The sequence below is a fragment of the Pseudomonas taiwanensis genome, assembly GCF_013393345.1.
Classification (GTDB): domain Bacteria; phylum Pseudomonadota; class Gammaproteobacteria; order Pseudomonadales; family Pseudomonadaceae; genus Metapseudomonas; species Metapseudomonas resinovorans_C.
Window position 1 is genome coordinate 157,766 of sequence record NZ_QJRF01000076.1, and the last position, 18,528, is coordinate 176,293.

15 protein-coding genes and 1 riboswitch are annotated in these 18,528 nt (G+C 64.5%); of the genes, 4 read left to right on the top strand and 11 right to left on the bottom strand.

The annotated features are described in order from the left end of the window. Positions 1-98: 98 nt before the first annotated feature. The 8 genes from parC to DM872_RS27990 form a co-directional block, all read right to left on the bottom strand. Complete coding sequence (gene parC, locus DM872_RS27955; protein ID WP_179062447.1) at positions 99-2,357, bottom strand: DNA topoisomerase IV subunit A; 2,259 nt, start codon at positions 2,355-2,357, stop codon at positions 99-101. Positions 2,358-2,364: 7 nt separating this feature from the next. Then, complete coding sequence (locus DM872_RS27960) at positions 2,365-2,889, bottom strand: retropepsin-like aspartic protease family protein (protein WP_179062448.1); 525 nt, start codon at positions 2,887-2,889, stop codon at positions 2,365-2,367. Further along, entirely contained in the window at positions 2,886-3,869 is a 984-nt protein-coding gene (locus tag DM872_RS27965; RefSeq protein WP_179062449.1) for an esterase-like activity of phytase family protein, read from the bottom strand. Before DM872_RS27965 ends, DM872_RS27960 begins: the two co-directional genes overlap by 4 nt. Beyond that, positions 3,866-5,755, bottom strand: a complete 1,890-nt coding sequence (gene parE, locus DM872_RS27970; protein WP_077523774.1) for a DNA topoisomerase IV subunit B — start codon at positions 5,753-5,755, stop codon at positions 3,866-3,868. Before parE ends, DM872_RS27965 begins: the two co-directional genes overlap by 4 nt. Positions 5,756-5,769: 14 nt before the next feature. Beyond that, positions 5,770-6,522, bottom strand: a complete 753-nt coding sequence (locus tag DM872_RS27975) for a YqiA/YcfP family alpha/beta fold hydrolase (protein WP_179062450.1) — start codon at positions 6,520-6,522, stop codon at positions 5,770-5,772. Next, a complete protein-coding gene (gene cpdA, locus DM872_RS27980; protein ID WP_179062451.1) occupies positions 6,446-7,261 on the bottom strand; it encodes a 3',5'-cyclic-AMP phosphodiesterase in 816 nt (271 codons plus the stop codon). Before cpdA ends, DM872_RS27975 begins: the two co-directional genes overlap by 77 nt. A 179-nt stretch (positions 7,262-7,440) precedes the next feature. Further along, on the bottom strand, positions 7,441-7,896 hold the full coding sequence (locus DM872_RS27985; RefSeq protein WP_044870743.1) for a DUF1249 domain-containing protein: 456 nt from the start codon (positions 7,894-7,896) through the stop codon (positions 7,441-7,443). Further along, positions 7,887-8,504 (bottom strand): NUDIX domain-containing protein, encoded by a 618-nt coding sequence (locus tag DM872_RS27990; protein ID WP_179062452.1) that lies wholly within the window; start codon positions 8,502-8,504, stop codon positions 7,887-7,889. Before DM872_RS27990 ends, DM872_RS27985 begins: the two co-directional genes overlap by 10 nt. Before the next feature lie 196 nt (positions 8,505-8,700). Between DM872_RS27990 and DM872_RS27995 the strand changes: the two genes are divergently transcribed. Beyond that, entirely contained in the window at positions 8,701-9,441 is a 741-nt protein-coding gene (locus DM872_RS27995) for a DUF3298 and DUF4163 domain-containing protein (protein WP_179062453.1), read from the top strand. Here the strand turns inward: DM872_RS27995 and cytX are convergent. Then, a complete protein-coding gene (gene cytX / locus DM872_RS28000) occupies positions 9,398-10,699 on the bottom strand; it encodes a putative hydroxymethylpyrimidine transporter CytX (RefSeq protein ID WP_179062454.1) in 1,302 nt (433 codons plus the stop codon). The genes DM872_RS27995 and cytX overlap by 44 nt on opposite strands. Before the next feature lie 124 nt (positions 10,700-10,823). Continuing rightward, positions 10,824-12,707 (bottom strand): phosphomethylpyrimidine synthase ThiC, encoded by a 1,884-nt coding sequence (gene thiC, locus DM872_RS28005; RefSeq protein WP_179062455.1) that lies wholly within the window; start codon positions 12,705-12,707, stop codon positions 10,824-10,826. Between the two features lie 88 nt (positions 12,708-12,795). Then, positions 12,796-12,902, bottom strand: a riboswitch (TPP riboswitch). Between the two features lie 218 nt (positions 12,903-13,120). Here thiC and DM872_RS28010 point away from each other — a divergent pair. Then, positions 13,121-14,569 (top strand): TolC family outer membrane protein, encoded by a 1,449-nt coding sequence (locus DM872_RS28010; RefSeq protein ID WP_179062456.1) that lies wholly within the window; start codon positions 13,121-13,123, stop codon positions 14,567-14,569. Between the two features lie 82 nt (positions 14,570-14,651). Here the strand turns inward: DM872_RS28010 and DM872_RS28015 are convergent, their stop codons facing one another. Then, positions 14,652-15,749 carry an ABC transporter substrate-binding protein gene (locus DM872_RS28015; RefSeq protein WP_256873496.1) on the bottom strand — a complete coding sequence of 366 codons (1,098 nt, stop codon included), beginning with the start codon at positions 15,747-15,749 and terminating at the stop codon, positions 14,652-14,654. 156 nt (positions 15,750-15,905) lie between these two features. Between DM872_RS28015 and DM872_RS28020 the strand changes: the two genes are divergently transcribed. Continuing rightward, positions 15,906-17,861 (top strand): oxidoreductase, encoded by a 1,956-nt coding sequence (locus DM872_RS28020; RefSeq protein ID WP_179062457.1) that lies wholly within the window; start codon positions 15,906-15,908, stop codon positions 17,859-17,861. A gap of 61 nt (positions 17,862-17,922) precedes the next feature. Continuing rightward, positions 17,923-18,513: a cupin domain-containing protein gene (locus DM872_RS28025; protein WP_179062458.1), complete on the top strand. Its 591-nt coding sequence runs from the start codon at positions 17,923-17,925 to the stop codon at positions 18,511-18,513. The last annotated feature ends 15 nt before the right edge of the window (positions 18,514-18,528 follow it).

Here is an 18,528-nt window from a genome sequence, read left to right on the forward strand (position 1 = left end):
ATTCGTCTTGGCCATCATCAGTGAATGGCGAGGGGACATATCATCCGTCAATGTGACGCAGGACTCCAGAGCCCCACGTCAATTCGCAGCCGTCAGTGTCAGGCCAGCGGTTCCACCTGCAGGGCATCGACCCGCTGGAAGCCACGCGGCAGCTTGTTGCCACGGCGTCCACGCTCGCCCTTGTAGTGCTCAAGATCATCCGCCTTGAGTGAAAGGGTGCGCTTGCCAGCCTGGAGGACCAGGGTTGCACCGGCCGGCAGAACCGCCAGGTCGGTGAGGTATTCCTCGCGGCTGGCCACGCGATCGCCGGGTATACCGATGATCTTGTTGCCCTTGCCCTTGGCCAGCTGAGGCAGGTCGGCCACCTTGAACAGCAGCAGACGACCTTCGGTGGTCACCGCCGCCAACCAGTCTTCTTCGACGCTCTGCACGGGCCGTGGAGCAACCACCTTGGCCCCATTGGGCAGGCTGAGCAGGGCCTTGCCGGCCTTGTTCTTGGCTTGCAGGTCCGCACCTTTTACCACGAAGCCGTAACCGGCATCCGAGGCGATGACATAGGTGGCATCGTCTTCTGGCAACATCACGCAGTCGAAGCTGGCGCCCGGAGGCGGTGTCAGGCGGCCGGTGAGCGGCTCGCCCTGGCCACGTGCCGAGGGCAGCGAATGGGCCGCCAGCGAGTAGCTGCGACCTGTGGAGTCGATGAACACCGCATATTGGTTCGAACGTCCGGGGGCGGCCGCCTTGAATCCGTCACCCGCCTTGTAGGACAGGCCGGTGGCATCGATATCGTGGCCTTTGGCGCAGCGCACCCAGCCCTTTTCGGACAACACGACGGTCACCGGCTCGGTGGGCATCAGCTCGGTTTCCGACAAGGCGCGGGCTTCGGCGCGGGCGACTATCGGCGAACGACGGTCGTCGCCGTAGGTTTCGGCATCCTTGATCAGCTCGTCGCGCACCAGCTTTTTCAGCTTGGTATCGCTACCCAGCAGGGCCAGCAGCTTCTTCTGCTCTTTCAGCAATTCATCCTGCTCGCCACGAATCTTCATTTCCTCGAGGCGCGCCAGCTGACGCAGGCGGGTGTCGAGGATGTAGTCCGCCTGGATTTCGCTGAGTTCGAAGCGCGCCATCAGCACCGGCTTGGGCTGGTCTTCGGTGCGGATGATGTGAATCACTTCGTCCAGGTTGAGGAAGGCGACCAGCAAACCGTCCAACAGGTGCAGGCGCTTCTCTACCTTGTCCAGGCGGAACTGCAGGCGACGGCGCACCGTGCCGATGCGATAGGTCAGCCATTCACTGAGCAGGGTGCGCAGGTCCTTGACCTGCGGCTTGCCGTCCAGACCGATGACGTTGGTGTTGACCCGATAGCTGGATTCCAGGTCGGTGGTGGCGAACAGGTGCTGCATCAGCTCGTCGGCGTCCACTCGGTTGGAACGCGGAATGATCACGATGCGGGTCGGGTTCTCGTGGTCCGATTCGTCACGCAGGTCAGCCACCATCGGCAGCTTCTTGGCCTGCATCTGACCGGCGATCTGCTCGAGCACCTTGGAGCCCGAGACCTGGTGCGGCAGCGCGGTGACGACGATATCGCCGTCCTCCACACGATACACGGCACGCATGCGCACCGAGCCACGACCGGATTCGTAGATCTTCAGCAGTTCGGCACGGGGAGTGATCACCTCGGCCTCGGTGGGGAAGTCCGGGCCGAGAATGTGTTCGCAGAGCTGCTCCACAGTGGCGCTCGGCTCGTCCAACAGGCGCACGCAGGCGGCGGCGACTTCCCGCAGGTTGTGCGGAGGTACGTCGGTGGCCATGCCCACGGCAATGCCGGTGGTGCCGTTGAGCAGCAGGTTGGGCAAACGCGCCGGCAGGGTCGCGGGTTCATTCAGGGTGCCGTCGAAGTTCGGCACCCAATCCACCGTGCCCTGCCCCAGTTCGGACAGCAGTACTTCCGAATAGCGCGACAGACGCGCTTCGGTGTAACGCATGGCGGCGAAGGACTTCGGATCGTCCGGCGCACCCCAGTTGCCCTGGCCGTCGACCAGCGTATAGCGGTAGCTGAAGGGCTGGGCCATCAGCACCATCGCTTCATAGCAGGCGGAGTCGCCATGGGGGTGGAACTTGCCGAGCACGTCACCAACGGTACGCGCGGACTTCTTGTGCTTGGAGTCGGCGTCCAGGCCCAGTTCGCTCATCGCGTAGATGATGCGGCGCTGTACGGGCTTCAGACCGTCGCCGATATGCGGCAGGGCACGGTCCATGATCACGTACATGGAATAGTTGAGGTAGGCCTGTTCGGTGAAGTCGGCCAGGGAGCGGCGCTCAACGCCTTCCAGGCTCAGATCGAGGGATTCGCTCATGCGTGCCTCACGGAGAAGTGACTTGGCGCAGCACCAGGGTGCCGTCGCGCTGGGTGAATTCGAGTTGTTTGAGGGCGCTCATGCCAAGCAGCACCTCTTCGCCGTCCATGCCCGGCACGATGATCGCCGGCACCTGGGTCAGGCGGATGTCTCCTAGGCGCAGGTCCTGCAACTGGGTACGGTGGCCGGTGACTCGGCCATTGGCGGTGCTCAGGGTGACCGCCGCGCCGGGTTTCAGCCCAAGGCGTTCAGCCAGCCGTGCCGGTACGGCCACCTGGGTGGCGCCGGTATCGAGCAGGAAGGTCACGCCCTGGCCGTCGATACGGCCGTCGAGCAGGTAATGCCCCTGGCGGCTGCTGGCCAGGCGCACTTCCACATAACCGTCGCCCTGCACCGACTCGGGCGCACGATTGGGATTGAGTTGGCGGTCTTCCCAGAGGCCGAAGTAACGCGTGGCCAGGATCAGGCCGATGCCCCAGGCGAGCACCAGCATGACCCTTCCCACACGTTTGCCCGGCGTCTGCGTGGTCATTTCGCGCTCCAGCCGCCCTGCGGCGCGGTGAAGCGCCAGACGATGGGGCGTCGTTCGCCGTCGCCGCGGGCCTTGCCGCCGTTGTCGAGGCCGATCCAGGCCCCTTCGGCATCTATCCACAGGCCCTCGGCCACCCCGAAAGGCACACCGTATCGGCGGGTATCGGCCAGTGCTTCCTCGGCGAAGGACCAGCAACGCTCGACTTCGCCATTGTTCAGCTTGCGCCGGCAGACCTGATGCGCCAGGCGCTCCAGGGTGAAGAGTTTCTCTTCGTGGAAGGCGACGTCGGAGAAATCCCGCGGCATCTGTTGCTCACTGCCGATGGGGGCCGGCGGACGCTCGGTACCCCCCTCGCTCAAGATCACGCAGCCGCCGGTGCAATTCCAGGTGGACTGCTGCTTGTGGACCACCATCAGGCCCCGGCGCTCGCGTTCGGCGGCCAGCCAGAGGCGCTCGCCCTTGGGATCGACGGCAATGCCTTCAAGCAAGGCATTGAAGTGCAGCAGCATGCCACTGGCGCGGGCCTGACGGATCAGGTTGTCCGGCAGCAGCATCCAGCTGGGTTCACCGGACACTGGCAACTGCAGAACCGCCGCATTGGCCTCGCTCACCAGGTAGCGATTGCCGACGGCATCGCAGCTGATGCCTTCGAAATCCAGGTCGTTGCCGCGCAGCAGGCTGATGACCCAGGAACGGGCGCGCACCCCCCAGGGCAGGCTGCTCTGTGGAGGTGGCGGCGCATGGAAGGTCTCGGCTTCGGCCTGGAGTACGCCACCGATGGGTTTGAGCCGGTAAATCTGGCTATCCACCCGATCGGAGACCGCTACCAGGTCGTCACCGCAGCGGGCCAGCCCTGAAAGGTTGCCCTGGCGCATGCCTTCTACCGGGTATTCGAAGGCCAGCCTCAATTGCTTCGGATCGTCGGCGGCCCAGAGCGGTGCACAGGACAACAGGCCGAGGAGGAAAAAGACTCCCCTCACGCCATGACCTCGGCCAGGTTGCCCTTGGATTCCAGCCAGGACTTGCGATCACCGGCGCGCTTCTTCGCCAGCAGCATGTCCATGACTTCCAGCGTGCCTTCCGCGTCCTCGAGGGTCAGTTGGACCAGGCGACGCGTGTTCGGGTCCATGGTGGTTTCGCGCAGCTGCGGCGGGTTCATCTCGCCCAGGCCCTTGAATCGTGTGACCTGCGGTTTGCCACGCTTCTTCTCGGCCACCAGGCGATCAAGAATGCCATCGCGCTCGGCTTCGTCCAGGGCGTAGTAGATCTCCTTGCCCAGGTCGATGCGGAACAGCGGCGGCATCGCCACATAGACGTGCCCGGCTTCCACCAGCTGGCGGAAGTGGCGCACGAACAGCGCGCACAGCAGCGTGGCGATGTGCAGGCCGTCGGAGTCGGCGTCAGCAAGGATGCAGACCTTGCCATAGCGCAGCTGGCTGAGATCGGTCGCGCCAGGATCGACGCCGATGGCGACGGCGATGTCATGCACTTCCTGGGAGGCCAGCACTTCGCCGCCGTCCACTTCCCAGGTGTTCAGGATCTTGCCTCGCAGCGGCATGATCGCCTGGAATTCCTTGTCACGCGCCTGCTTGGCCGAACCACCGGCGGAATCACCTTCCACCAGGAAGAGTTCGGAGCGCATCGGGTCCTGGCCCGCGCAGTCCGCCAGCTTGCCGGGCAGCGCCGGACCCTGGGTGATCTTCTTGCGCTCGACCTTCTTGCCCGCCTTGAGACGGCGGCCGGCATTGCTGATCGCCAGCTCCGCCAACTGCATGCCCAGGTCCGGGTGCTCGTTGAGCCAGAGGCTGAAGGCATCCTTGACGACGCCGGAGACGAAGGCCGCCGCCTCACGGGAGGACAGGCGCTCCTTGGTCTGGCCGGAGAACTGCGGCTCCTGCATTTTCATCGAGAGGACGAAAGCGATGCGCTCCCACACGTCTTCGGGCGCCAGCTTGACGCCGCGCGGCAGCAGGTTGCGGAACTCGCAGAACTCGCGCATGGCGTCCAGCAAGCCCTGGCGCAGGCCGTTGACATGGGTGCCGCCCTGAGCGGTCGGGATCAGGTTGACGTAGCTTTCCTGGACGCTGTCGCCACCTTCGGGCAGCCAGAGCAGCGCCCAGTCCACCGCCTCCTTGTTGCCCGCCAGGCTGCCGCAGAAGGGCTCGCTCGGCAGTCGCTCGAACTCGCTGACGGCATCCACCAGGTAGGAGCGCAGGCCATCTTCGTAATGCCATTCGACGCGCTCGCCGCTGGCCTTGTCTTCGAAGGTGACGGAAAGACCCGGGCAAAGGACGGCCTTGGCCTTGAGCACATGCTTGAGGCGGCTGACGGAGAATTTGTGGGAGTCGAAATACTTGGCATCCGGCCAGAAATGCACGCTGGTACCGGTGTTGCGCTTGCCGACACTGCCGATGACGTCCAGCTCGCTGGCCTTGAAGCCATCGGCGAAGGTCATCATGTATTCGCTGCCCTCGCGCTTCACCCGCACTTCGACGCGGGTGGACAGGGCGTTCACCACCGAGATGCCCACGCCATGGAGGCCACCGGAGAACTGGTAGTTCTTGTTGGAGAACTTGCCGCCGGCGTGCAGCTTGGTGAGGATCAGTTCGACGCCGGGCACCCCTTCTTCAGGGTGGATATCCACCGGCATACCACGGCCATCGTCGATGACCTGCAGCGAGTTGTCCTCATGGAGGATCACCTGCACGCTCCGGGCGTGGCCCGCCAGGGCCTCGTCCACACTGTTGTCGATGACTTCCTGGGCCAGGTGGTTGGGTCGGGAGGTGTCGGTGTACATGCCCGGGCGCTTGCGCACCGGGTCGAGGCCGGAGAGGACTTCGATGGCATCCGCGTTGTAAGTAGCCATGGATTCCCTTTCAGTCAGAGGTCGGAAAAGTCGATGTCACGCCACAGCTGCGCGGGAAAGCCGGCAAAGGCCAGCAAGGCGGGCAGATGGGCAGGGAAGTTCTGGAAACCGTGGTCGCCGCCCGCTTCGATACGCAAGGCGCAGGCGCGGTAGTAGCGCTCAGCCTGGCGGTAATCGAGGGTTTCATCGGCCGTCTGCAACCACACCTGGTAACGGGCCGGGTCCTGTGGGGGCGGCACTTCCAGTTCGGCCAGCGCCATCACATGCTCCAGCGTCAGCTCCCAGATTTCGTCGCTGTAATAGTTCTTCTGTGGGCCAAGCTGGCCGTCGAACAACCGATGCGGGGCGACCGCAGGGTTGATCAGCACGGCCTTCAGGCCGTGGCGTTCGGCCAGGTGGGTCGCATAGTAGCCGCCCAGGGAGCTGCCGACCAGCACCGGGCGCCCCAGCTCGGCGATGGCGTCTTCGAGCTGGCCGATGGCCAGGCGCGGATGATGGTGCAGGGCCGGAACCCGCAGGCGTTCGGCCAGGCCGAGGCGCTGCATGAGCGCGTCGAGCTGGCGCGCCTTGAGCGACGCCGGCGAGCTGTTGAAGCCGTGTATATAAAGGAGGCTGGGGTGCGAGCTGGACACGCGGTTTCCTGGCAGATCGAGGGAAAGTTGTACTTCTTGCCGTGCCGCGGCGCGAAGGTCAATAACCCTTGATGCTGTAGTCCACTTCGAAGGTGATCCCGGTGACCCTCGAAACGCCGGTTTCCACGCGACCATCACGGGTCAGGCGCAACCAGCGATACCCCGGTGCCTCGTTACCCACGCAGAAATCCTCGCTGCCTGGCGCGAACTGCACGCAGGTGGAGGGCGACGCCAGCAAGCGTACGCCATTGCGGACCTGGTCGAACTCCTGGTGAACGTGGCCCCAGAGCAGCGCCCGCACCTGTGGATAACGATCCAGCACGGCGAACAGGCTGTCGGGGTTGCGCACGCCGATCGGGTCCATCCAGGTGCAGCCGATGGGCACCGGATGATGATGGAAGCTGACCAGCACATGGCGCTCGCCGGCTCCTTCGAGGGCGCTTTCCAGAAATGCCAACTGCTCGGCGGGGAAATGTCCGGGCACCGCGCCGGCAATGGTGGAATCCAGCAAAACCAGACGCCAATGGGGGAAGTCGACGACGGGTTCCAGCTCGGCGGTGCCAGCGCACACATCACGCATCACCGGAACTTCATCGTGATTGCCCGGGAACCAGCGGGCAGGCGCAGGAATGACCGCGGTCAGATCCCGGAATGCTTCGTAGGATTCGACCGAGCCGTCCTGGGACAAGTCGCCCGTAGCCAGTACCAGGTCGATGCGCGGCTGCTCCCGGAGCACCTGATCGATCACCCGCTGCAAGCTGTCGCGGGTTTCCATGCCCAGCAGCTTGCCGTCCGCCTCGGCGAACAGGTGGCTGTCGGACAGCTGCACCAGCAGCACCGACTCGTCAGCGGCAGGGGGGACTGGATTGGGCAAGGCCTTCTCCTCGGGCAAGATGTTCCGATTATGGTTGTTGCGCGCGCAATGGGTAAACCCGCGAATCGGGAATGGTTCACAGTTAGCGGCTGCGGATCGACCTGGCCGACCAGTCGCAGGCGCTTGCAGACCAAAGCGGGACCTGCGGGAGCCCGTCGATCGCGGGGCGTTTCGCGAGTTTAGAGGACGACCGGTTCCAGCTCGTGGCCACAAGCCAGGCAATGGCTCAGCCACTCACCGAGGAAGAGATTGAGCTGACTCTTCTCATCAGGCTGGTGCATGTCGGCGTTGGGATAGGAATACACGCTGCGGAATCGCCGTGCATTCTCGGCACCGACCACTTCCGCCATGCGCGCGTCATGGTAGACGCGCACTTCCAGCTGCGGCGACGGCAGCCAGGGCAGGCTGTGCTCCTGGCGCACTTGCAGCGTGGTGGTATAGGGGCAGGCTTCGACCACTTCCAGGGCCAAAACACCGAGCAGGCGCTCGCCCTGGCTCAGCGCGACGCGTCGGGAACCCCGCACCTCACGCATCTGCGGAAGCAGACGCATCAGGCGCGCGTAGTTCGCCTCACAGGCTGCTTGCAGCCCGATGAGATCGACCCGGTAGCGATCGCGCAACAGATTCACGTCCACAACCCCCTGACTTCAGCACGATTCAGCGCCAGCCACTGCAGGGCCAGCATACTCGCGGCATTGTCCAGCCGCCCTTCACGCATCAGGGCCAGGGCGTCTTCCAGCGGCAGTACATGCACGCGGATATCTTCGCCCTCCTCCGCCAGCCCGTGTACGCCGCCCGCGCCGTTACTGTCGCAACGTCCGAGGTACAGGTGCACACGCTCGTTGGAGCCCCCTGGTGAAGGATAGTAGGTGGTGATCGGCCACAGCGAAGTCAACTGCAGATCAGCTTCTTCGACCGCTTCCCGACGGGCGACCTCTTCCGGCTCCTCGTCCTTGTCGATCAACCCCGCCACCAGCTCCAGCAGCCACGGGCTTTCGCTCTTGCCGAAGGCACCGACGCGGAATTGTTCGATCAGCACCACCGCATCCCGTTGCGGATCATAGGGCAGCACGCAGACAGCATCGTGACGGACGAAGAGTTCCCGATGGATGACCGGTCCCATGTCGCCGGAGAACAAGCGATGGCGCAGGCTCAGGCGGTCCAGGCGGTAGAAACCCTGGAAACAGGTTTCTCGTTCGACGATCTCGACAGCGTCGGGGCCCGGCTTGAAGGTTTCAGTCATGGGAGGGTCTCACTGCTGCGGAAGGCTTCGATTCGCGCATCCTACCCCTTGGTCGAGCAGGCTGCAGCCTCTTTGCAGACGGGGCACGGACTGGGAAGATGCGCGGCGAAAAGCTGCCCGGGAAACGCGAACTCATGGCCCCGGTGGCAGTCGAAGCCTGCACTTTTTCGGAATCCGCCCCTCAATGATGAAGCCGATGCCCCTCGCCCGACTCCTCGCCGCTGCCAGCCTCGGCGTACTGCTCAGTGCCTGCCAGATGCTGCCCGGCGGCAGCGCCAAACTGGAACCGCAGCGCCACGCCTGGGAACACCTGAAGCCCGGCTGCCAGGGTGAAGCCTGTCCGCTGGTGAACATCGACACCATCAGCTTCGCCGATGAGCCGCAGCTCAATTCGCTGATCAACCAGCGATTGCTGAAGATGACCCAGAACGGCCCCGGCGAGCCGCTTCCGGCGTCGCTCGAATCCTACGAAAAGGACTTTCTCGCCAGCGCCGAACCGGGCTGGAGCAGCTACCTGCAAGCCAAGGTGCTGGAACAGCACGACAAGCTCGTGCTGGTGGAGCTGTCCAGCTACCTCTTCACCGGTGGCGCCCATGGCATGCCCGGGCGCGGTTTCATCAACTACGACCGCAAGCTGGAGAAGCCGCTGAGCCTTGGCGACATGTTGCTTCCTGGCCAGGAAGAAGCCTTCTGGCAAGTCGCCGAACAGGCCCACCTGCGCTGGCTGGCGGCCAACAAGTTCGACCAGGACCCCGACTTCATCGAGACCTGGCCGTTCGAACGCACCGCCAATGTGGGCCTTGGCTACGGTGCGATGCTGCTCAAGTACGACGTGTACAGCATCGCGCCCTACTCCAGCGGGCACCCGGAGATTCGCATCCCCTACCCGCAGCTCAACGGAATACTGAAGCCCCAGTATTTCCCCGGACGCGGCTGAAGCGTCCCAGCAGCAATTGCAACCCGCCGGCTGCCAGCAGGGCTGGCAGGGTTGCACCCAGCTCCGGCCAACGATTGGCCAGCAGGTGGTAGATCGCGACACCGCAGCCCCAGGCCACCAGCGTGTCCCAGCGCAATGCCACGCGCGGCGCCAGTTCGGCGCGGCGGCGGCGCAGGATGAAGTGATCCACCAGCACCACACCGAACAACGGCGCGAATACCGAGCCGATCAGCAGCAGGAAGTTCTGGTACTCCGCCAGCGGCGCGAACCAGGCGATCAGGGTGCAGAGCAGGCCAATGGCGAGCGCCAGCTGCTCGACCTTCAGCGGCAGCAGGATGCCGCTGGACACGGCCGCCGAGTGGATATCGGCAAAGGCCTTTTCCGACTCGTCCAGCAGGATCAGCAGCAGCGGTATCCCCATGCCCGCGCCGGCCAGGGCCAGCAGCAGTGCGTTGGCATCGGCGCCCTCGGCGAACGCCAGGGTGTAGGCCACGCCCAGGCCCATCAGCCACAGGCAACCGATGAAGAAGCCCAGCGCCGAACCGGCGAAGACGCCACCACCACGACGGCCGAAGCGCGAGTAGTCGGCGATCAGCGGCAGCCAGGACAGCGGCATGGCGATGGCGATATCGAAGCCCAGGGCGAAGCTCATAGAACCGTCGCCGGCCCGCGCCATCAGTGCCGAGAAATCAGCGCGGTTGAACAGGTCCCAGGTCAGCCAGACACAGGCGCCCAGCAGCAGCCAGATGCCCCAGCGGCGCAGGATGCGGCGTACGAAGGCGAGCGGACCGGCGACCGCGAGCAAAGTGGCCAGGGCGCCGAACACCAGGGTCCAGAGGGTGGGGGAAGCCCACAGGCCGTCCTCGCCCAGGCCACGAGTGATCAGGACGCTGGCCGCGTCGCGCATCACGATGATTTCGAAGGCGCCCCAACCCACGAGTTGCAGCAGGTTGAGGAAGGCCGGCAGGGTCGCGCCCGCCGAGCCGAGGCTGAGCTTCATCGCCGCCATGGAGGCCAGGCCGGTATCGCTTCCGATCATCGCGGCCGCACCCAGCAGCAGCACGCCGACGCCGGTGCCGAGGAAAATGGCCAGCAGCGCGTCACTGGCACCGAGCCCCGGCGCCAGGAGCGCGCCGGTCTGCAGCACCATCAGGCCAAGGCCGAGGGAGAACCAGAGGGAAAACAGATCGCGCGTGCCGAGAACGCGCTGGTCGAAGGCGACCGGGATGGACGGCGAGTAGCTGGTCGGGGTGTTCACGTTGGCAGTTGCCCTGATGGACTGTAGTTATGAATTGGCCACAAACCGGAAAGCCGGGCACGAGGCCCGGCTTCCAGCGTGGGGATGACAGGTCAGTGCCTGTTCATCGTTCCAGAGCTGACGCTCACACTTGCTTGTAGATCACCGATCCCTCGTCCTTGAAGCGCCCGGACTGCTCGGCGAAGCCGGCCTCGATGGCCTTCTGTTCGTCGGTCAGGCCATTTTCCTTGGCGTAGTCACGCACTTCCTGGGTGATTTTCATGGAGCAGAACTTCGGTCCGCACATGGAGCAGAAGTGCGCCACCTTGGCCGAATCCTTCGGCAGGGTTTCGTCGTGGAAGGACCGCGCGGTGTCCGGGTCCAGGCCGAGGTTGAACTGGTCTTCCCAGCGGAACTCGAAGCGAGCCTTGGACAAGGCGTTGTCGCGGATCTGCGCGCCCGGATGCCCCTTGGCCAGGTCGGCCGCGTGGGCGGCGATCTTGTAGGTGATGATGCCGGTCTTCACGTCATCCTTGTTCGGCAGGCCCAGGTGCTCCTTCGGGGTCACGTAGCAGAGCATGGCGCAACCGAACCAGCCGATCATCGCGGCGCCGATGCCGGAGGTGATGTGGTCGTAGCCGGGGGCGATGTCGGTGGTCAGCGGGCCGAGGGTGTAGAACGGCGCCTCGTCGCAGCACTCCAGCTGCTTGTCCATGTTTTCCTTGATCAGGTGCATCGGCACGTGGCCGGGGCCCTCGATCATGGTCTGCACATCGTGCTTCCAGGCGATCTTGGTCAGCTCGCCGAGGGTTTCCAGCTCACCGAACTGGGCGGCGTCGTTGGCATCGGCAATGGAGCCCGGACGCAGGCCATCGCCCAGCGAGAAGCTGACGTCGTAGGCCTTCATGATTTCGCAGATTTCCTCGAAGTGGGTGTAGAGGAAGTTCTCCTTGTGGTGCGCCAGGCACCACTTGGCCATGATCGAGCCGCCGCGCGAAACGATGCCGGTCACGCGCTTGGCGGTCAGCGGCACATAGCGCAGCAGTACGCCGGCGTGGATGGTGAAGTAGTCCACGCCCTGCTCGGCCTGTTCGATCAGGGTGTCGCGGAACAGCTCCCAGTTCAGGTCCTCGGCGATGCCGCCCACCTTCTCCAGGGCCTGGTAGACCGGCACGGTGCCGATCGGTACCGGCGAGTTGCGGATGATCCACTCGCGGGTTTCATGGATGTGCTTGCCGGTGGACAGGTCCATCACGGTGTCCGAACCCCAGCGGATGCCCCAGGTCAGCTTGGCCACTTCTTCTTCGATGGACGAACCCAGTGCCGAGTTGCCGATGTTGCCGTTGATCTTCACCAGGAAGTTACGGCCGATGATCATCGGCTCCAGTTCCACGTGGTTGATGTTCGCCGGAATGATGGCGCGGCCGCGGGCGATTTCCTCGCGGACGAACTCCGGGGTGATTTCCTTCGGGATGCTGGCGCCGAAGCTCTGTCCCGGATGCTGCTCCTTGAGCAGGCCGGCGGCGCGTGCCTCGGCCAGTTTCATGTTCTCGCGGATGGCGACGTATTCCATCTCGGGCGTGATGATGCCCTGCTTCGCGTAGTGCATCTGGGTGACGTTGCGGCCGGCCTTGGCGCGACGCGGGTTGCGCACATGGGCAAAACGCATGGCCGACAGCTCAGCATCGGCGAGACGACGCTGGCCGAACTCGGAGGTCAGGCCCGGCAGGCGCTCGGTGTCGTTGCGGTCTTCGATCCAGGGCGAACGCACGTCGGCCAAGCCCTTGCGCACATCGATGCTGATGCTCGGGTCGGTGTACGGGCCAGACGTGTCATAGACAGTGACCGGGGCGTTGATCTCGCCACCGAAGGCGGTGGGCGTCACATCCAGGCTGATTTCGCGCATGGGCACGCGGATATCCGGACGGGAGCCCTGCACATAGACTTTCTGCGAACGTGGGAAAGGCTGGATGGATTGCTGGTCGACCTGGGCGCTCTCGCTCAGGTTCTTTTGTTGTTTTGCGGTCATCGGGCTGGCTCCTGGGATGATGTCGGAGCGAACCTGAAAGAGAGTGCACCGGGACTGGTGCCGAGAGGGGCCTCCCGGAATGCGGGATGGGGAGGCACATCTTGTTCCCTACGCAGGCTTTAACCTGATCAGGTTCAACGGGATCCGGAACTCTCCGATCTCAGCCTCCGATTCGAGGCACCCCGACAAGAACTCGCGCAGTCTAAACAAGCTCACCCGAGAAAACCAACCCGGTGGTCAGAATAATGTGACCGGCGCGTCGACAAGTGACGCAAGTACCTCAACCGGAAAGGATTGTTGCAGGCAGGCAACATAGCTTGTCGCAAACTACACTGAGGCCGCCGCCAGGGCGTCTTGACCCGCCCCCAGCGCCCCCGTAGCCTTGCCCGACACCTCAGTATCCAGGATTGATCATGCTGCGCAGACTCTCGCTGGCCATCGCCGTGGCTTCCGCCTTTGCCGGAACCGCCTGGGCCGTAGATGCCCCCCTGTCAGCCAAGACGGACCTCGTGACCGTCTACAAGGACGCCGTCGACAACAACGCTGACCTCGCCGCTTCCCGCGCCAACTACGAAGCGCAACGCGAGGCCGTACCCCAGGCTCGTTCCGGCCTGCTGCCGCAGATAAACGGCGGCGCCACGTCCAACGACACCCGGACCAAGCTGGACGACCCCTCCAACACCTTTTCGCGCAGCGGCATCGCCTACCAGGCGACCCTGAGCCAACCGATTTTCCGGGCCGACCGCTGGTTCCAGCTGAAGGCCGCGGAATCCCTCACCGAGCAGGCCTCGCTGGACTTCTCCGCGACGCAGCAGAATCTGATCCTGCAGACTGCGGAAACCTACTTCTCCGTGCTGCGCGCCCAGGACAACCTGGCCTCGACCAAGGCCGAGGAAGCGGCGTTCAAGCGCCAGCTCGACCAGGCCAACGAACGCTTCGATGTGGGCCTTTCGGACAAGACCGACGTACTGGAAGCCCAGGCCGGTTATGACACCTCCCGTGCCAACCGGATAATCGCCGAGCGCAACGTGGAAGACGCCTTCCAGGCGCTGGTGACCCTGACCAACCGCGAGTACCCCTCCATCGAGGGCATTCGCCACACCCTGCCGGTCGTGGTGCCCGCGCCCAACGATGCGAAGGCGTGGGTCGACACCGCTGCCCAGCAGAACCTCAATCTGCAGGCCGCCAACTACGCCGTCGACGCCGCCGAAGAAACCCTGCGCCAGCGCAAGGCCGGCCACGCGCCGACCCTGGATGCGGTGGCCAGCTACCAGAAGGGCGACAACGACAGCCTCGGCTTCAGCAATAACGGTTCCACCCTGCCCGGCCAGGATCCGTTCAGTGGCGACGTGGAGCAACGCAGCATCGGCCTGCAGCTGAACATCCCGATCTACAGCGGCGGCCTGACCAGCTCGCAAGTGCGCGAGTCCTATCAGCGCCTGAACCAGACCGAGCAGCAGCGTGAAAGCCTGCGCCGCAACATTGTGCAGAACACCCGCAACTTCCACCGCGCGGTGAACACCGACGTGGAACAGGTGAAAGCGCGCAAGCAGTCGATCATCTCCAACCAGAGCGCCCTGGAAGCCACCGAGATCGGCTACCAGGTGGGTACCCGCAATATCGTCGACGTGCTCGACGCCCAGCGCCAGCTGTACAGCTCGGTACGCGACTACAACAACGCGCGCTATGACTACATCCTCGACAACCTGCGTCTGAAGCAGGCTGCCGGCACCCTGAGTCCGGGCGACCTGGAAGCGCTGGCCGCATTCCTCAAGCCCGACTACAACCCGGACAAGGACTTCCTCCCGCCGGATCTGGCCAAGGCAGCAGAAGCCAGCCTGAAAGGCGACCCGGAGTACTGAGTTCCGCTCCACACGAAAAAGCCCGGCATGAATGCCGGGCTTTTTCATTGGATTGTCGGAGCGCCGCCAGTCGTAGGGTCGGTTATTTGGCCGCCCAGGCGTTGAAGCGCTGCTCAAGGTCTTCGCCGTGGTCTGTCCAGAACTCCACGTCCATCGGCAAGGCCTGCGCCATGTTCTGCGGCGCGCTGGGCAGCCAGCCGGTCAGCGCCGGGTCGAGACGCTCGAAGGTCTGCTGGTTGACCGGCCCGTAGGGAATCCGTTTGACATAGTCGGCCTGGTTATCGGCCTTGTTGATGAAGGCGATCAACTGGTGGGCGCGGTCGACATGTTTCGAGCCTTTGATGATCGCCCAGTAGTCCATGCCATAGAGGCTATCCGGCCACACCACGGCGAACTTGTTGCCTTCCTGATGAGCCGCGGCGATGCGCCCGCTATAGACCGAAGTCATGGCCACGTCACCGGCCGCCAGCCATTGCACGGGCTGGGCTCCCGCCTCCCACCACTGGATATGGGGCTTGAGCTGATCCAGCTTGGCAAAGGCCCGTTCCACCCCGGCCGGCGTAGCTAGCACCTTGTAGACTTCCTCGCGCTTGACGCCATCGGCCAGCAGCGCGAATTCCAGGTTGTACACCGCCCGCTTGCGCAGTCCGCGCTTGCCGGGGAAGCGCTGCACATCCCAGAAGTCCGCCCAGGACTTCGGCGCGTCCGCCAGCTTGCCGGCGTCATAGGCCAGCGCCACGCTCCAGACCATGGTGGCCGAGCCACATTCCTGGGCTGCATCGGCGATCAACTGGTCGGCACCGCCGATGCGCTGCCAGTCCAGGCGCTCGAACATGCCTTCCTCGCAGCCACGCACCAGGTCAGGCGCCTCGATCTCCACCAGGTCCCAGTCGACGCTGCCGGTATCGGCCATCACCTTGATACGCGCCATCTCGCCGTTGTATTCGCCCTCCGTCAGCGGCGCTCCGCTGGCCTTGGCGAAGGGCTTGAAGAAGGCGTCACTCAGGGCTTTCTGCCCTGCCCCGCCGTAGCCCACCACCACCATGGTGTCAGCTGCCTGGGCGCTTCCCAGGCTACAAGCGAGCACCAAGCCGGCGAGCAGACGGCCCGCGTGGCTGGAAGCAGTAACGGAACAAGGATGTGAACGGTTGCTCAGGTGAGGGACGAAAGACTGCCGCATGGTGCTTCTCCTCTTGTTGTTGTCATGAAGCCTGCCCGTGTCGGGCTGACTCGAAGCTAAGCCAGGGCAAAGTAAAAAAACAAGTTGATTTTTTACTGAAGGTAAATTTCCATGGCTCCACAAGAACAAGCGGGCCCCAGGCCCTCAGGAGCCTCCATGTCCAGCGCTACCTTCCCGCACCTTTTCGAGCCCCTGGAAATCCGCGGCAAACGCCTGAAGAACCGGATCATGTCCAGCGGACACGACACCTCGATGCCCGCCGACAACCTGGTCAACGACCAGCTCGTCGCCTACCACCGTGCTCGCGCCAGGGGCGGAGTCGGTCTGATCGTTCTGCAGGTGGCCGGGGTGCATGACAGCGCGCGCTACACCTCCCATGTGCTGATGGCCACCGACGATGCCTGCATCGAGGGCTATCGCCGCCTGGCCGACGCCTGCCATGCCGAAGGCACGGTGGTGCTCTCCCAGGTCTTCCATCCGGGCCGGGAAATCATGGAGTCCAGCGATGGCCTGCTGACGGTGGCCTGGTCCGCGTCGGCTTCGCCCAACGAGCGCTTCCGCGTAATGCCGCGAGCCCTGGACCAGCGAATGATCGACGAGATCGTCGCCGGCTACGGCGCAGCCGCCCGCCGACTCTGCGCGGCCGGCCTGGACGGTGTGGAGATCGTCGCCAGCCACGGCTACCTGCCCGCGCAGTTCCTCAACCCGCGCGTGAACCGCCGGGAAGACGGTTACAACGGCGATCTGGACGCCCGCCTGCGCTTCGTCCGCGAAGTGATACAGGCCGTGCGCGCCAACTGCCCGGACGACTTCATCGTCGGGATGCGAATCTCCGCCGACGAACGCGACCCGGAAGGCCTGACAGAGAACGAATCCCTGAGCGCCGCTCTCGCCCTGCAAGGGCAACTCGACTACCTGCACCTGGTGGCCGGCACTTCCGCCTCCATCGGGGGCGCCATCCATATCGTGCCGCCCATGGCCATCGAAGCGGCCTACCTGGCTTCCACCGCCGGGACCTTCAAGTCACGCCTGGACATCCCGCTGTTCGTCACCGGGCGGATCAACCAGCCCCAGGAAGCCGAAAGCATCCTCGCCCGCGGCCAGGCGGATGTCTGCGGCATGACCCGCGCACTGATCTGCGATCCGCAAATGCCGAACAAGGCTGCCAATGGCCGCAGCGAGGATGTGCGCGCCTGCATCGCCTGCAACCAGGCCTGCATCGGCCACTTCCACCGTGGCTATCCCATCTCCTGTATCCAGCACCCGGAAACTGGTCGAGAACTGACCTATGGAGAACCCAGCCCTGCCACGGCGCGCAAGCGCGTGATGGTGGTGGGCGGAGGGCCGGCGGGAATGAAGGCCGCCGCCGTGGCTGCCCAGCGTGGTCATGAGGTGACCCTCTTCGAGGCGGCCAACCAACTCGGTGGGCAAGTGTTGCTGGCCCAATTGCTGCCGCGCCGCGCGGAGTTCGGCGGGGCGGCCACCAACCTGCAACGGGAGATGGAACTGGCTGGCGTGCACGTGCAGCGCAATGTCCGCGTCGACCGTGCCCTGGTGGAGCGGGAGCGCCCCGACCTGGTGATCCTCGCCACCGGCGCGAAACCCTACTGGCCACCCTTCGAGCGTGGCGGCGAACTGCAGGTGGTCGACGCCTGGCAGGTCCTGCGTGACGAGGTGCAACTGGGCCGTTCGGTTCTGGTTACCGACTGGCGCGGCGACTGGATCGCTCCCGGCATCGCCGAACGGCTGACACGCAACGGCCACCAGGTGCGCCTGGCGGTGAGCGGTACCCATTGCGGCGAGAGCCTGCCCCTTTACGTGCGCGACCAGATGGCCGGAGAGCTGCACAAGTTGGGGATTCCGATCACTCCCTATGCGCGCCTCTACGGCTGCGACGACAACACCGTGTACATGACGCATGCCGCCTGTGGCGAACCGATGCTCTTCGAAGAGGTGGACACCCTGGTGCTGTGCCAGGGGCACCAGCCGGTGGATGACTTGGGCAGTGAGCTGGAAGGCTTGGTGGAGTTTCGTCGCATCGGCGACTGCCTGGCGCCTCGTACGGTGGAAGAGGCGATTTACGAGGGATTGAAGGTCGCCTGGGATATCTGAGTGTCGCCGGTGATCGCGCCTGCCCTACAATGCCGCGATCCCGTGCCCCATGGAGGGAACCATGAGCCCCAGCCTGCCATCGCCGAACGCCAACGCCGAGAGCCAGTTCCTCGGCACGCGCATCCGCGCGCTGCGCAAACGCCGGGGTCTGACCCTCACCGAGCTGGCCGAGCAGAGCAAGCTCACCGCCGGCTACATCAGCCAGCTGGAACGCAACCTCGCCTATCCCTCGATTCCCGCGCTATTCAATATCGCCCGCAGCCTGGGCGTGACCATTCAGTGGTTCTTCGCCAGCGAGGCGCCCACCACCGAAGCCGATCGTGGTTACGTCGTGCGTCGTAACGCCCGCACCAGCCTTCATTACGAAGACGGCATCACCGACGAGCTGCTCAGCCCGCAGCCCCTGCGCCAGCTGGAGATGCTCCATTCGCGCTTCCCGCCCGGCACCTACAGCGAAGAAAGCTACAGCCACGAGGGTGAGGAAGCCGGCTATGTGCTCAGCGGCGAGTTCGAACTCTGGGTCGGCGAGCGGCACTTCCACCTGCAGGAAGGCGACAGCTTCAGCTTCTCCAGCCAGGAGCCGCACCGCTATGGCAATCCCGGCGAGAAGGATGCGCTGATCCTGTGGGTCATCACGCCGCCAACGTTCTGAGTTAACGCCCGACCT